The following is a 14,896-nucleotide window of genomic DNA, read 5'->3' on the forward strand; positions in this document are numbered from 1 at the left end:
CAAACTCAGGCACAAGATGTTGTGAATGAGAATGACCAAAAAATAAAATCAACCAAGTGATAACGAGTAGGAACGAAAGCATGATTTTTGGGATTATGGATAAAATCAGGGATCTTATGCCTAAAAGATGGCATTTCGTTACACAACTTTACTTATCTCGTAGAACCATCCTACTTTTGATTCATGCAAAGCGTAAAGCCCTACCATCATCTGCTGCTCTGGATATTTATATTCTTCTTCGTTCTCGACTACTTTCTGTTCGTCAGTGATACCGCCACAGCCGTGGGCTATACTTTTTTTGAAGTCCTAATATACGCCTGTATTTTTTATGTGAATTTGCACTTTCTGATTCCCCGTTTTTTGAAGGGGGAAGGTAAAGCAATCTACTTTTTCGGATTGCTGTTCTTCCTGATACTTATCTATATCCTTTATGATTTCATTTTGACTGGTTTGAGTCCAATGGATGAAAATCTCCAACAGGACCTGATCTCCTTTACACTCAACTATACGCTCTTTGTCCTGATTTCTTTTTTGTATTGGTACGTAATCTTGTTTCAACAAGAACGTCAGCGTAGCCTGGCATTAAAAAATGAAAAATTACAGGCAGAATTACTATTGCTCAAATCTCAGGTGAGTCCACACTTTTTATTCAATTCGCTCAACAATATTTACTCTTTGAGTGTCATCAAACACGACGATGCGCCCGTGATGATTGAAAAACTATCCGACCTCTTGCGCTATGTCATTTATGAAGGGACGCAAGCGCTGGTCCCTTTGGAGCGCGAAGTGGAATTGCTGAAGAACTACACAGACTTACAGCAGCTCAAAAAACTCAAAGGAGGGCATAATATTCAGGTGGTCACCAAAGGGGTAGCAGGCACACAACGTATTGTGCCACTTCTCCTGATCAACATCGTAGAGAATTGCTTTAAGCATGGTGATATGGCTTACAATGCGCACGCGGTATTGGTTGTGCACCTAGAAGTTAAAGAAGGTCAACTACATTTCCGTACCGAAAATTCTTATACACCTTCCAATAAGAAGAATGGCATTGGTTTGGAGAATGTACGACAACAACTCCTGTACTATTATCCGGAGAAGCATCAATTCGAAATTAATACCGCTGACCATATGTTTAAGATTAACCTGCAAATAGACCTCAATTTATGAAATCCTATACCTGCATTATTGTTGACGACGAGACCCTTGCCCAGGATTTGGTAGAGACTCATCTCCAAAAAATCCCAAATCTTGAAATCGTCGCCAAATGCCACACGGCCATGGAAGCCATGGCAGTATTAAACGAGCGTACTATAGACCTCATGTTTTTAGATATCGAAATGCCTGATCTGACTGGTATTGAGCTCTTAAAAGCTTTGGACAAGCCTCCATACACCATATTCACCACGGCCTATTCTGAGCATGCCCTTGAAGGGTATGAACTCAATGTGGTTGACTATTTACTCAAGCCTGTTCGTTTCGACCGACTTTTTAAGGCTGTCTCTAAAGTACTGGCCCTTCTGAAAGCAAAGGACTCCGGAACTGACCGTGTTCAGACTAATGAAACCAAAGACGACTATATTTTTGTCAAGTCCGAATACAAGGCGGTTAAGGTTCCTTTTGAAGATATTTTATACATCGAAAGCATGCAGAAGTATGTGAAGTTCCACCTGACGAACAAGACGGTAATCTCACTGATGAGCATCAGTGCCTTGAAGGAAATTCTGCCTCAAAATCGATTCTTCAGATGTCAGAAATCGTTCATCATTCACTTGGACAAAATAGAAAGTATAGAAGGCAATCAACTGGTATTGTCTTCCAAAGTAAAAATTCCCGTGAGCAAAAATCTAAAATCTGAACTACTAACGCTGGTAGACAAAAATGGCCTAATCTGAGTTTGGGTAGCAGAGATAGTCCTACGACCCAAAAGTGCTTCTGATTTTATTTTCGTGTAGTAGAAATATTAGAGGGAGGGTACCGTCAGGAAATTTCTGAAAGCATACCATTTTTCACTCGTTATTTTTTAAATTGAGGAGCAGCCTTTTGAGATACGTTTTCACAAATATCAAATGAGACCTTTGCTGCCTTACCTATTTCACTTCTTCAGACATACTTATCGCAGCACGTCTCCTGTAGCCATGGGTGTCAATCCGGGCTTACTACTTGCACAACTATTAATCTCTTAACCCTAAAAAATCATCTTATGCAAATAGCTACAATAGAAAGTCAGTTCGGTGGCGGATCTCAAAACCCTGATAAGATCATCATTCATGCCATGGGCGAATATATTGACAATGGACAAAAAGATTATCACGCCAAAGAATGGCTTGATGTACTCGGTCTTTCAGCACACTATCTCGTATGCCCTTCCGGAGTCATTATCCAAACAAGGAACATCGATCAGAAGGCCTGGCATGCCAAAGGTCATAACACCAACACGGTAGGTATCGAATTTTTGGTCTCAGGGCTTCATACCTATGGCACTTTTCTGGAAGCGATCAAGAGAAAATACCTGACCAAGCAGCAGTATGACGCGGGTGTGGCACTTTGTCTACAGCTGAAAGGCAAGGGTCTCTCCAAAATGGACCGGCACGAAACACTGGACCCTGGAAGGAAGTTCGATCCTGGTAAAGGCTTCCCCTGGGAGACTTTTAAAAATGATGTGGGATTGTAAGGATAATTGGTCAAAGAATTATAGAAGCTATATATTTAGATTGATCTAACAAATCGAAAAGCTAGGATCATGTTATGATTATTGTGGAGTTTATTGGAGAATTGATTGCAAGAATCTTTGTGGAGATAGTATTCGAAGGGATAATTATGGGATTGTTCAAGTTAATTGGTCGAAGTTATCGTTATCTGACAGGAACAATTTTTGGTAAAAAGTAAAATTATTAATCTCAAAAAAGCCAAACGTATCATGTCAACATCATATTCTTATCCCTCACCAATAAGCGATATTTTTAACCATGGCTAACATTTTCATCACAGGATCAGCAGATGGGCTAGGGGAGCTAGCTGCACGGCAATTGGTACAGCAAGGTCACCAAGTGGTACTGCATGCCAGAAATGAAAAAAGAGGACAGGAGGCATTGCAAAAGTTGCATGGTGCAGCAACTGTTTTAATTGGCGACCTGTCTAGCCTGGAGGAGACCAAACAATTGGCTGCGGATGCAAATGCTTTTGGCGATTTCGATGCCGTGATTCACAATGCCGGCGTCTACCAGGCCTCCAGTGAAATGATCATCAAAGTCAATACGCTCGCACCTTACATCCTGACTTGTCTTATCCAACGACCTAAGAGACTCATCTATTTGAGCTCCGGGATGCACGAAGGAGGGCAGCCCCGACTGAAGCAATTGGCGGGAGGTACGAATGGCATCAACTATTCCGACTCCAAACTTCATGATTTATTGTTGACCAAGGCTGTCGCACGGCTGTGGTCAGACGTATATGTCAATGCTGTAGATCCTGGTTGGGTGCCTACCAAAATGGGTGGCTCCGATGCTACAGGCAACTTGGAGAAAGGATACGAAACGCAGTCCTGGCTGGCGGTCAGTGATGAACCGGAGGCATTGGTGAGTGGTGGTTACTTTTATCATCAGCAGCAAAGACCTTATCATGCTAAGGCAGATGATGTAAGTATTCAGGATGAGTTTATGCTAGTTTGCGAGCAGCTCACTGGGGTGAAGTTTCCGAAATAAGATAAGCTCTAAGGCCCAATATTTCATTAAAATCGAATCAAATCAGTTGGTATGTTGCTTCCTGAAAGCTGTAGGAGTTAAACCGGTTTCCTTTCTAAATAGCGTATTAAAGGTGGTCTTGGAATTGAATCCGGCTTCAAAGGCAATGCCAACCAAGGTAATATGAGTTTTCGATTTATCCAGTAGTAAGGTCTTTACCTTTTCTAATCGGAATTCATTGACAAACTCATAAAAGTTCTTCTTCAAATACTTGTTGATTACCTCAGTAAGATGATGCCTGGAGATACCCAGTGATTTCGCCAGGTCCTCAATAGTAAGATTACAATCCAAATAGGGCTTCTCTTCCTCCATGAATGTAAGTAGCCTGTCCACATGTTGTTTCGCCTTGTCTTCCTTGAGACCGGAGGATTGATAGCTTTGTTTGAGTGGCATCGATAGCTCGGACGTTCGGAGTTCCTTAAAGATTTCTGGTTGCGTAAGTGCCTTGTAACTAATAACATAGATTAAAACTGGAAAGCCCAACTTCATGATATAGGATGACAATTTCAGGTCCCATTGTAAGTAATCTAAGCTTGTATCTATCAGGTGAATAAATAGAAATGCACTGAACAGCAGCAACAAATTCCTCAACCAATTGAGATTGGCCGACTCCATATTGGAGAATAGATTAAGAGCCAAGCCATCAAACACCCAGATCTTCTTGAAACTGATCAGGAGGTATCCTATGGTACTCAGAATCAATATATACTCGAGAATGTAAAGCTGGTCAAATGCATCTTCAGGATGGAGCTCATCAGCATGGTCCAGGGTATAGAGGACACTGTTGGGAAATAACATTTCTATGCCGATAACCACAGGGATGGCTGCAAAGTGTTTGATAATGGATGTGTCAATCTGCTGCTTCTCTCCAATCAAGTATTTCGTATACAAATAAAGCAAGGGTCCACTTATATAGATCAGCAAGAAGGTGGCATAGCGTATGGATTCGACAGAGATATACAGGCCCTGATCCTTGAATTGAAAAATAAAAAGTACAAAAGAAGTGATTAGCGTATAACTGGCAATAAATAAGTTAGGGACATGGTTTTTTCGTTTGTAGTAAAGAAAAAATGATAGAAGTAAGCCTTGAGCAGCAGCTAGATTCAGGACCAGGACAATAAAATCCATTCTCAGTAAAGTTTAGCTTTTGTTATAAAGAAATGCCACAAACATAGATTAACTCTTCGCACTATTATGTGCAGTGATCCAATTGAATGCCCCGGCAAGACTAAAAAAAAAGTGAACGTTATACAATCCAACTAGATTCAAAAATCTGATGTAACTCTTCTTGTGAGACCAATCGGGTAGTAGCACAATGGTTGATTTAATAAACTTGAACCTTTGATCGATTCCTGATCTTATGCTGAGCTGAAGACCATCCAACTGAATCGGTCGATTGAAGTCGAGTAGGATATATCGAATCGTTTGATTCATGGCATATAGATGCACTTGTTCCCGGATATGCTCGATCAGACCGACATCTACCGAGCCATAACATTTGACTTTAATAGTCCACAATTTTTTAAGGTGCAGCACCTCATATCCAATACCTCGCGTCACGACATATTCATCCAAATCATTTGTAGGGAGATCCAATAGGTTGTGGAAATATTTTTTAAAATTCATATACTAGTCATCAAATAAAAAGATCGAGAGTGAGGAAAAGAGACCGTCGGCCATGAGCCAGCGGTCATTTTTTTTACGTTGAACGCTAAAAGTATCTCACTCAATGTTGGTAGATCTGGTAGTAATCTGTGTGGCCAGGAAATAGCCCAAACCGTAATGATCTGGCGTAGTTTGATTAATGATATTTCCCTTGATAGCCACCGGCGGCGTTTCTCCTACAATGAAGGAAGGCTCGTCAACTGATTTTTCATAGAAGAGCTTGTAATAGTTAAATGCCTTTTTGTCCAGACTTCTCATTTTTACCCTTCCCAAATCACCAGGCAAGAAACTGAATTCATCACCAGGTATATAAGATTCGACCATTTGACCATTAAAAAACTCATCTTTAATAATCAGTTGAAATTGATTGCCATTGGTAGGTGTAAGGAGCAAAGAATCATTTCTATACTGCTCGAAATGATAATAATTCTTTTCCTGAACCGGGTCCTGAAAATCGACAGCTAACTTAATTCCAGCGTCATCGAAAAAAGTCGCCTCCTGATTGATCTGATGAATGTCTTGCAACATGGGTACCGACAAGAGGATGGTTTCAGCTTCGTACCGCTCATCGTTCCAGGTAATCACCAATCTGTAGGCTGCCCCAATAGTTCCGTTCAAGTCCCTGTTTCCATAGATACCGGGAGCCTGTGCGGTCAAAGGATAAATGGTCCCAGTCTCATCATAAATGGATGCACTTACTTCAGAAAGGAAAGGTGGTTCGCTGCTATCGAAATAGGCGGCTGTAGTGGATAGTTTTACGTTTACCACGGTCTCATTGGTTTCGACATTCAATTCGATTTTACCATCTACCACCAAGCGTGGGATCCCTTGCGGAATATCAAGGTTTATTTCTTCGCTGCATGCGGTCATAAGACTAATGATTAGGCTTAAGCCTATGTTTTGAATGATTTTTTTCATCTGTTTAGAATTTGAAATTGTAAGTGATGTTGGGAAACATGCCGATATAATTCTTTTTGGCCGTTGTCTCATTTTTCCGTGATAGAAAATCGGAGTAATCCTCCCCATTGGCGTACTGAGCAAAGGTGATATCGTATGCATTCTTTCTGTTGTAAATATTGTAGATACTAAAAACCCATTCACCCTTCCATTTCCTATTTGATTTTTTGGGCCTTAAGGTTACTGAAAGATCCAGGCGATGCGTGTTCGGCATTCGGTTTTGATTTCTTTCATCGTATTGTGCCACCAAGAGACCGCCATACTCGTATCGACCTGAAGGGTAGGTGATGGGCATGCCTGTCTGGAAGGTGAAATTACCACTGAGGGATAATCTGGAACTCAATTGATACATACCCACCACGGTTAAGTCATGCGTCTTGTCGAAAAGGCTGGGAAAATAGCTGCCATCATTGATACCGGGATCGAGTGTAGTACTACCCTGAGCTCTACGCTCGCTTCTGGACAAGGTATATGCCAGCCAACCCGTAAGCTTTCCTTTGTTTTTTTTCAAGAGCAACTCCAGACCGTAAGCCCTACCATCACCGGTCAATAGCTCTGTCTCCAAATGGTTATTAAACTTCAAATCGGCACCATCCACATATTCCGGAAGGTTTTGCATTTTTTTGTAAAAAGATTCGACAGAAAATTCATATTGACCATTGTAGGTCACCCCAAAATAGCCGAGTGATATTTGGTCCGCAGTCTGGGGTTCTAAATGTGGCCCTGAAGGTGTCCATATGTCCAAAGCAGTAGGAGAGTTGGTATTTGAGATCAAATGAATGTACTGTCGCATGCGATTATAGCCCACCTTCATCGAATGACGATCGCTCATGCTATACCTGGCTGTGAAGCGTGGTTCAAGTCCGTAGAAACTCTCAATGACGTCGTTGTTGCTGTAATATTTTTCGCCAATGACTGTACCGTTTTCATGAGATAGGTTTTGCTCATCATAGACCACTGGCTGATTGTTGGCGTATTGCAAAATGGTCTCTTTGCCTAACCTGAAATAGGAAGAGAATCGCAACCCATACTTCAGTGAAACCCGATCGGTGAGGTGCTGTTCGAAACTTGCATATACAGCCGGTTCCAAAGCTTTCTTTTTATCCAAATCCTGTGGTGTAACACTCGATCCTGCAGCTGGCCTGATTTCACCGGGTTGGAATTGATAATGGTTGATATTGAGACCAAAATCCAAAGTATGGCCTCCATTGAGAAACCAGGAGAAATCCGACTTCAAATTGAAATTATTGATGTTGGAATCCCAACTGTATTCTGCACCGGATCCTAAGTATTGCAGGCCGTAGTAATAGTTGCTATAGACCATGGTGAAATTAGAAAACAAATTGACTCCGAATAAGTGATTCCAGCGAGCAGTAAATGCCGTATTACCCCATGAATTGTCTGCTACCTGGGCAACCTTGAACTTGTCTCGCCCAAAATACCCTGAGATGAATAACCTGTTTTTTTCATTCAAGATATAGTTCGCCTTGAGGTTGAAATCATAAAAATAGACTGTGGGGGCATCACCAGAAACCAGAGGAAGAAAAACATCCGCATAGGATCGCCTGCCGGAAAATAGTACGGATCCTTTTTCAGGAACAATAGGCCCCTCTATGGTCAGACGACTAGACAGTAATCCAATACCACCGCTGGCGCGCCATTTTTTGGAATTACCTTCTCGTTGACGTACATCCAATACAGAGGATAGACGTCCTCCATACATGGAAGAAATGCCACCTTTGTACAATTTGACATCTTTGATGGCGTCAGGATTAAAAACTGATATAAACCCAAACAAGTGAGAACTGTTGTAGATAGTCGACTCGTCCAGTAGCATTAAGTTTTGGTCCGAAGATCCACCTCTCACATTGAATCCACTGGAAGTTTCTCCGTTACTTGTCACACCGGGTAGAAGCTGCAGGGATTTCAAAACATCTACTTCTCCAAATAAGGTAGGGAGTTGTTTCATGGTTTGCACGGCTAGTTTTTGTGTACCCATCTCCAAATTTTGAACAGCCTCTGTAGGGCTTTCGGCGACCACTTCCACTTCTTCCAGTCTTTCTGCGATCGCCTTCATTTCAATAGTGAGCAATTCATCTGTTTGGAGATTGATGCTCCTTAGGATCGGCTCGAATCCCAAATAATTGACGGTGATGGTATAGTTTCCTTTGGGTAGGGATAAGGAAAAGAAACCATAAACATTCGATATCGTGCCCGTTTCCATTTCCTTAATATAGACTGTGGCACCGATGAGATCTTCCCCATTCACACCGTCTTTTAGATAGCCACTAAGGGTGACTTTCTGTTCTTGCGCCATAGTTCCTAGTGGCAATGACAAAAGCAATACAAGTAGCTTTAGATAATTATTTCGTTTCATGATTATATTAGTTTTAAACATCATGAAGCAAAAATGTACCGTGCAATAGTTGCAGATGTTCGATCCGCACGAGCCGAACAACTTACAGGTGACATCAATTGAAATTGTTCGATTCAATGGCACGGAAAGATCTGATTTTAAGAAACTGATTGAATAAATTGTCTCACAAAACGGACGAATAATTATATTGAATCCTATGTCACGATTGATGTACCAAGTTTATGTAGTAGAATTATCTAAGCGTGTCTTTACTGAAAACGCCAGATTTCGGGCGGCAAACCCTCAATTCAATGGGGTCCTGGAGTGTCTATATGTGGGCATGACCAGCAAGACGCCTAAGGAAAGATTTGAACAGCATAAATCGGGATACAGAAATAAGAAAGGTCACAAACTGTCATCAAGCATTGTCCAAAAGTATGGCACCTACCTTCGTCCCAATCTTTACAATCATATTGCGCCCATGTCATCAAGGTCAGAGGCATTGAAGATGGAGGAGCAGCTATCTTTGGAATTGAGAAGGAAGCGGTATGCAGTATGGTTCAATTAAAAGAGTGTCTCAGAGAAAAAACCAACGATACACAATCATAAGACCATGGGGGACAAGAATAAAAACCTACCAAGGAGACATTGTTTAGCAAACTAAAGGTCCCCAAGCGGAAATCTATTTTTAATTATAAATGCTCAAAAATTCTCGTAGATCATCGTCCGGTTCGATGCTCAATTTTTCCTTTATTTCTGATAGGCTAGACTCTAGTGATGCTAGAGTCAGGTCAATGTTAGTGGCAATATTTTTTATCGGAAATCCAATTTTTGCATAAGCACAAATTCGAAGCTGACTGGGCGTCAAACTCTTAAAATCACTGTTTAAGTTTTCAAAAAAAGTAGGATGTTCCCTTTCAAATTTGACAATAAAGTCTGCCCAGGATTCACTTTGTTCGAATTGCTCTTTTGATGAGTCTGATCTGAATAATTCAGGTAAGACCTCTTGATTGGAGTCCAGCTTGATGGCTGGTTTTTTAGTATTTCTTTTAGCGCTTGCACTTGCATCGAAAGCCAATGCTTTTTCTACTGCCTCATCTATCTGATCAGGCCCTTTGAGCGGTTTAGTCAAAAAGCAGGAGGCACCGGCCTGAATAAGTTCTTCTTCACTTTCCCAATGAGAGGACACGATGATGATGATAGGGTCGTGGTCCAGGGCTTCAATGGTGGCAAAAGCATCGATTTCTTTCATTTGGACGTCTAAAAAAAGGATATCTGGTTTTAGATTGTCAATCGCCATAATTCCTTCGATTGGACTCGCATAACATGCTAATAAATCGACGCATTTGGTATGCTGTGCGTAGGCGGTCATTACTTTTAGTAAAACTTTGTCATCGTCAATATAAACCGCCTTGTATTTTTTCTGCATCTTCATCGCGGCGCAAAATACAAATTTGACCTCCCTTTATATAAAACTTTCGATGAATGCTTTTAAAAATTAGACTACTTATGCTCTTAGCATGACCTCATCAAGGCTTCAATCAGAATTAGTCTTGTTTCGAAGACTATCATATTTTCTCTTGGTGCTAGACAGGAGGCATCATTATCACTCCTGCATGGCGGCCAATATGAAGGGTGAGCTGAAAAATTCGGAATTGTTGTAATTCGCAATTCTGATTATCTTCGAACTTTTGAACAACAACTCCAAGGCTTATGTGTTACGATGCAGAAGCCAAACTAACCAGACAGATTAAGGATGCCATTCATGAAGGTGCTTCAGATGATGAGGTCGAACACATGGTTCGTAAGCTCTGGGAGCTGATCATCGAAAAGGAACTGGAAAGGGATCCGGATAGACTAAGACCGAAGGTTGATCCGGATACATTAGATCCAGATAAGTTTAGCGTAGACGAAATGATCGCAGAGCTGCCCGAATACCATCATGTCAACGGGCATACACATCCATCATTTATCATGATGACCGATTTCAAAAAGCCGCGATTTGCTGTAGCAGAGTGGGGGTTTGTACACAAATCTTGCGAGACCATTCATGAGTCTTATACGAGTTTTGATCAACCATGGATGAATAGCCTGAATGCACAGTCAGAAACCATCTTCGACAAGCCTACTTTTGCCGAAGCTGCCCTCAGGCGAAGGTGTGTGGTTACACTCGATGCCTTCTACGAACACCATCATCAAAAGGGAACTACTTTCCCTTTTCGTATTTCACATGTTGAGGGCAAGCCGCTTTATGTGGCGAGTATTTTCAACAAGAACCAACTACTGGATGAGAGCTCTGGTGAACTGGTTAGGAAAAATACGGTTGCTTTTTTGACTTGCAAAGCCAACGACATTATGTCTAAGATTCACAACAATCCGAAAGTACTGGCTCGTACTGGTCCTCGTATGCCGGTGATCTTGAATTATGACCAGATAGAGGCTTATTTGGAACCTTGTCCTAAAGGTCTGGTAGAGCAGGAGCTACTTAAATCTAAAATTCAGGCACTTTGTCAGTCCTATACCGAAGAAATGCTGGAATATCGATCAGTTCGCAATCTGGTTGACAGAAAGGGCAATCCCACTCCTGGCAACGTGCAAGAAATCACAGAGCCGTATGAATGGCCAAATTTGGATTACGAGAAAATATTTTGCTAAGTCCAGAAGCCTTTTTTTAATCTTGGGAATAGCTTGAAAATGTATTCTAATACCACGCCCGATCGTGCTACCATTTCGAACTGGCAACCTTCTTCGTCTTCAAACTGTATTTTGGCCTTGACTTTATTGTATTTAGGTCCGTTGTTTGGTGGATATTTTTTGATTATCGTATACCCTTCGGCATGCATATCTCCGGCTGTTTCTCTACGAACTGATTGCTCGGTCATATGATCCAATTGGTAATATTTTTTCCCGTCTTTTAAATATACCCGTAAGAAGTGGTAAGTAGCCATTATGCTACTTCCGCGCTTCAATTTATAATACCCCGGCTCTAGTGTCATACTAATTATTTTAGTTAAACTAGGTCGGTTAGTTTATAAATACTAATTTATTTAGTAAATTTAGGCCATGGAAAACTACAAAGCAACAGGAACCCTCACAAATAATATTAATCCTCAATTGTTTGATGTTTTTTTACTCGCCTGTGAGCAGTTAATTGAAGTTCAGCAGGTTTGCACCTGGAAGGAAGTATTCGATGCTTTCAGGGTGTCGGATCGCGAATCATTTGATGACCTGATTAAAACACAAAACTCTACCCAAGGCATGACAGAGGCATTTTGCATTGTTGCGGAAATCACACAAGAAGATTTTGTGGCAAGATTGGATGGACTATTGTCGGCTTGATAAATTTATCACAACGTTAGAGATAGTGTATTTAAAAAATGACAAAACATCGAATCTATATAATGAGATTTACCGGTGTCTATGCCTTATGCAACTAAGGCATAAGAAAACAGAGAATAGACCTCTATAAAAACTACAATTTTGTCCAGTACATAAGGTTTCCTAAATTGCTGAAGATTTTCAAACTACAAGATTAGGTGCCCTATGTTTGACGGCTCAGACTACCCGAAACCTCTTGATGAGGAACTTTTTGATTCATGGCTGGAAAAAGGCAGGCAGAGTAAAATCAGTTATAGCTACTTACTGATCATCTGGGATGAATTTGAATCAGCCTACGAGGCGGCCTATACAGAAGACCGTGAAGCGATACGTGCCTATGAATGGTTTGGAGAATCCAGCACGCACGAATCGCTTGTGGCCATTTACGATTTGTATTCTGAGTCCAGGATCAGCTTGATGAACTAACCAAGAGTAGCTCTTTCGGTTGACTGATCATTTCTACTAAAGCTTAGATGCAGGCCTGCAAGCAAGAAGAAGAGCGGCCCTTGACGCACTTCAATTTCATATGTTGATCATTATTTGCTAAATTTAGTGAGCAGCTTTTTGAGATTTGTCAATTTGACTGATCTTGAATCATGAAGAACCTAACTTTTCCAATCTTGTACGACACGACACGAAGTGTCTTCGTTTCATCCGGCCAAGCTGCTGAATCAACCGAATACACTTGCTTGGGCCATTCTTCTTATTCAATTAATCAAGTAGATTTTTAAACCTGACCTATGGCCAAGCTAATTTTCACAGCAGATGATTTTGGAGTAGTACCTGCCATTGACAAAGGAATTGTGGATGCCGCTGAAATGGGGCTGATCAATTCTGTGGCCACATTTACCAATAAAGATGGGTTTGAGAAATCAGTTGAAATTCTGCTGGACAGAAGCCCTAATGTTGAGGTAGGTGCTCACCTAACCATAAGCTCAGGATATGCTTTGACCAGTGCCTCTTTTTTTACCGAAAAGGGTTCTAAGTTCAAACATTATGGCAACATAAAAAGGCCAAAACGAGAAGCAGACCGCGTGCTGGAATTGGTACAATTGGAAAAGGAAATAAGAGCACAAATTGATAAACTAGTTGAGGTTCTTCCGGATAGAAGAGTAAAGCACTTGAGTGTGCATTTTAATTCCCTCTATTTCATCAAAGATTATTTTGACGTACTTGTCAAGGTGGCGAATAGTTATGATCCGGTCATACCGATTAGATCTGTGCATGCAAAACCGGGAATTAAGCATGATTTTTTTGTAGGCCAAATGGCACTCCAAATAGCCTTCAAAAATTTGTTTCGACAGAAGGAAGTAGATCATATCGATGAGTTTGCTGAAGCTATTGGAGACTATGCAAAATCGATGACGAATCCCCCCAAAATGCCTTCTTTATTTCATACAGCACATTATGGCCCTCTTGGCTTGGCAAAACTTAGTGAGCGTAAAGTAGAAAAGTTGGCCAAAAAGAAAAGAAGGAAAGTATTCAAATCCTCTCAAAAATTGCAGGATGACGAGGTGTGCGAATATGTTTTTCACCTGATAGACGACAATTACAATTTGCTTGAAGGCTATCGAGCGTCAGCCAAATCCCTGGACTATCATGGCATCAACGACAAATATTTCGACAGTCGAATGGCTGAGCTCAGAAGTTTAAAAACCTTTAAGCAACACTATGAAGACGAATTTTATCCACTTACCAGTTGGACAAATCTTTAATAATTATGAGTAGAGAATATGCATTCACCCCAAAAAAGGATTCTGATTATCATGAGGAATTGATCGAACAGGCCGAAATTTTTTCAGAGCGCGTAGAGATGCTTTCTGAGGCATCGAGTTGGAAGGATTTTTCTCTCAATAAGGCCAGCAAGGAGTTGATTCGCTCGTTCTGCCATGAAAACATTATGAATATCGTCTGGTACAAGGCCAAAATTGAGAATGAGCAGTTTTACCGAAACCTTTATAATTTCATTACGATCATACTTATTTTTCTTATTCCTTTTGCCATTTGGGGGACTACAGAGTTTGTAAATGCCAGAGAATGGAAAACCGGTGAAAAGATAACTTCTATCGTCACCGTTGTTTTGACTTTCATTTTTGCCATACACAAATGGCTGACCGCATGGATGGAAAAGCGAAACTTTATCAGCAGTTTCAATCATGCCAAAGTTGAACTCTCCAATATACTATTCAGAATCGAAAATGACTTTAGAGGATTTGCTCTGGATGAATCGGGAGAGTTTCTGACACCGCAATTCAAACTTGCGCTTGAGAAAGGCATAGAAGATTCGAAAAAAGTACTTCAGGAAGACACTAAAAACTATTTTGAGAAGCTGGCCAATCCAGCCTTCGATCTTTCTGGGGCATTAATTTCTTCTGCCACATCTGCCAAACAGCTCTTTTCTCAGGTCAAGGCAGAAAGTTTTAAAGTGGAAGAGTGGAGAAAGGAAGCCCAGGACAAGGAACAGCGGGAGGCCATAAAAAAAGAAGAACGAGATACTCGAATTTTTGACCTACGCAAGTTGATACTTATTGAAAATACCAAATATCAGGCACTGCAGGATAAGATTTTGGATTTGTCCGATAAGGAGGCCGACTTGGCTGATAAAAAGGAAAGCGGGCAAAGTCTGACTCAGGAAGAGCAGAAAAAACTCACTCATATACAAGACAGTTTGGTTCAATATGAAACAAATGCTGGTAATCTGATGATAGAATTGGCTGTGAAAGAGGCTGAACTAGAATTGTTGCTGGATTCTAAATAGCTGTCCATGCTGTATTCAAAAAAAGATTTGTTGAACCAT

Annotated in this window: 16 protein-coding genes; 10 read left to right on the plus strand and 6 right to left on the minus strand. The window is 41.0% G+C overall.

The window, feature by feature from the left end; genetic code table 11:
- Positions 1-183: 183 nt before the first annotated feature.
- The 4 genes from ABJD64_RS09910 to ABJD64_RS09925 all read left to right on the plus strand — a co-directional run bounded on the left by ABJD64_RS09910 (position 184) and on the right by ABJD64_RS09925 (position 3,704).
- Entirely contained in the window at positions 184-1,170 is a 987-nt protein-coding gene (locus ABJD64_RS09910) for a sensor histidine kinase (protein ID WP_348178241.1), read from the plus strand.
- Entirely contained in the window at positions 1,167-1,895 is a 729-nt protein-coding gene (locus ABJD64_RS09915) for a LytTR family DNA-binding domain-containing protein (RefSeq protein ID WP_348178243.1), read from the plus strand. Before ABJD64_RS09910 ends, ABJD64_RS09915 begins: the two co-directional genes overlap by 4 nt.
- 308 nt (positions 1,896-2,203) lie before the next feature.
- Positions 2,204-2,674 (plus strand): peptidoglycan recognition family protein, encoded by a 471-nt coding sequence (locus ABJD64_RS09920; protein ID WP_348178245.1) that lies wholly within the window; start codon positions 2,204-2,206, stop codon positions 2,672-2,674.
- 295 nt (positions 2,675-2,969) lie between these two features.
- Entirely contained in the window at positions 2,970-3,704 is a 735-nt protein-coding gene (locus tag ABJD64_RS09925; RefSeq protein ID WP_348178247.1) for an SDR family NAD(P)-dependent oxidoreductase, read from the plus strand.
- 42 nt (positions 3,705-3,746) lie between these two features.
- On the opposite strand, the gene ABJD64_RS09930 is transcribed toward ABJD64_RS09925, so the two are convergent.
- From ABJD64_RS09930 to ABJD64_RS09945, 4 genes are all read right to left on the minus strand, one after another.
- On the minus strand, positions 3,747-4,871 hold the full coding sequence (locus ABJD64_RS09930) for a helix-turn-helix domain-containing protein (RefSeq protein WP_348178249.1): 1,125 nt from the start codon (positions 4,869-4,871) through the stop codon (positions 3,747-3,749).
- A 48-nt stretch (positions 4,872-4,919) separates the two neighbouring features.
- A complete protein-coding gene (locus ABJD64_RS09935) occupies positions 4,920-5,369 on the minus strand; it encodes a hypothetical protein (protein ID WP_348178251.1) in 450 nt (149 codons plus the stop codon).
- 96 nt (positions 5,370-5,465) lie between these two features.
- A complete protein-coding gene (locus tag ABJD64_RS09940) occupies positions 5,466-6,326 on the minus strand; it encodes a DUF4249 domain-containing protein (protein WP_348178253.1) in 861 nt (286 codons plus the stop codon).
- Between the two features lie 4 nt (positions 6,327-6,330).
- Positions 6,331-8,742, minus strand: a complete 2,412-nt coding sequence (locus tag ABJD64_RS09945) for a TonB-dependent receptor (RefSeq protein ID WP_348178255.1) — start codon at positions 8,740-8,742, stop codon at positions 6,331-6,333.
- A gap of 208 nt (positions 8,743-8,950) precedes the next feature.
- Between ABJD64_RS09945 and ABJD64_RS09950 the strand changes: the two genes are divergently transcribed.
- Positions 8,951-9,289, plus strand: a complete 339-nt coding sequence (locus ABJD64_RS09950; RefSeq protein ID WP_348196108.1) for a GIY-YIG nuclease family protein — start codon at positions 8,951-8,953, stop codon at positions 9,287-9,289.
- Between the two features lie 120 nt (positions 9,290-9,409).
- Here ABJD64_RS09950 and ABJD64_RS09955 read toward each other — a convergent pair whose 3' ends face one another.
- Complete coding sequence (locus ABJD64_RS09955) at positions 9,410-10,150, minus strand: response regulator (protein ID WP_348178259.1); 741 nt, start codon at positions 10,148-10,150, stop codon at positions 9,410-9,412.
- A 284-nt stretch (positions 10,151-10,434) separates the two neighbouring features.
- Between ABJD64_RS09955 and ABJD64_RS09960 the strand changes: the two genes are divergently transcribed.
- A complete protein-coding gene (locus ABJD64_RS09960; RefSeq protein ID WP_348178261.1) occupies positions 10,435-11,376 on the plus strand; it encodes an SOS response-associated peptidase family protein in 942 nt (313 codons plus the stop codon).
- Here the strand turns inward: ABJD64_RS09960 and ABJD64_RS09965 are convergent.
- Positions 11,373-11,717: a hypothetical protein gene (locus ABJD64_RS09965; RefSeq protein WP_348178263.1), complete on the minus strand. Its 345-nt coding sequence runs from the start codon at positions 11,715-11,717 to the stop codon at positions 11,373-11,375. The two genes, ABJD64_RS09960 and ABJD64_RS09965, sit on opposite strands and share 4 nt — an antisense overlap.
- A gap of 67 nt (positions 11,718-11,784) precedes the next feature.
- Between ABJD64_RS09965 and ABJD64_RS09970 the strand changes: the two genes are divergently transcribed.
- From ABJD64_RS09970 to ABJD64_RS09985, 4 genes are all read left to right on the plus strand, one after another.
- Positions 11,785-12,060 (plus strand): hypothetical protein, encoded by a 276-nt coding sequence (locus ABJD64_RS09970; protein WP_348178265.1) that lies wholly within the window; start codon positions 11,785-11,787, stop codon positions 12,058-12,060.
- Positions 12,061-12,264: 204 nt separating this feature from the next.
- Entirely contained in the window at positions 12,265-12,525 is a 261-nt protein-coding gene (locus tag ABJD64_RS09975; RefSeq protein WP_348178267.1) for a hypothetical protein, read from the plus strand.
- A gap of 314 nt (positions 12,526-12,839) precedes the next feature.
- Positions 12,840-13,814: a ChbG/HpnK family deacetylase gene (locus ABJD64_RS09980; protein ID WP_348178269.1), complete on the plus strand. Its 975-nt coding sequence runs from the start codon at positions 12,840-12,842 to the stop codon at positions 13,812-13,814.
- 5 nt (positions 13,815-13,819) lie between these two features.
- Positions 13,820-14,857 (plus strand): hypothetical protein, encoded by a 1,038-nt coding sequence (locus ABJD64_RS09985; RefSeq protein ID WP_348178271.1) that lies wholly within the window; start codon positions 13,820-13,822, stop codon positions 14,855-14,857.
- The last annotated feature ends 39 nt before the right edge of the window (positions 14,858-14,896 follow it).

The organism is Reichenbachiella sp., assembly GCF_039944555.1.
Taxonomy (GTDB): domain Bacteria; phylum Bacteroidota; class Bacteroidia; order Cytophagales; family Cyclobacteriaceae; genus Reichenbachiella.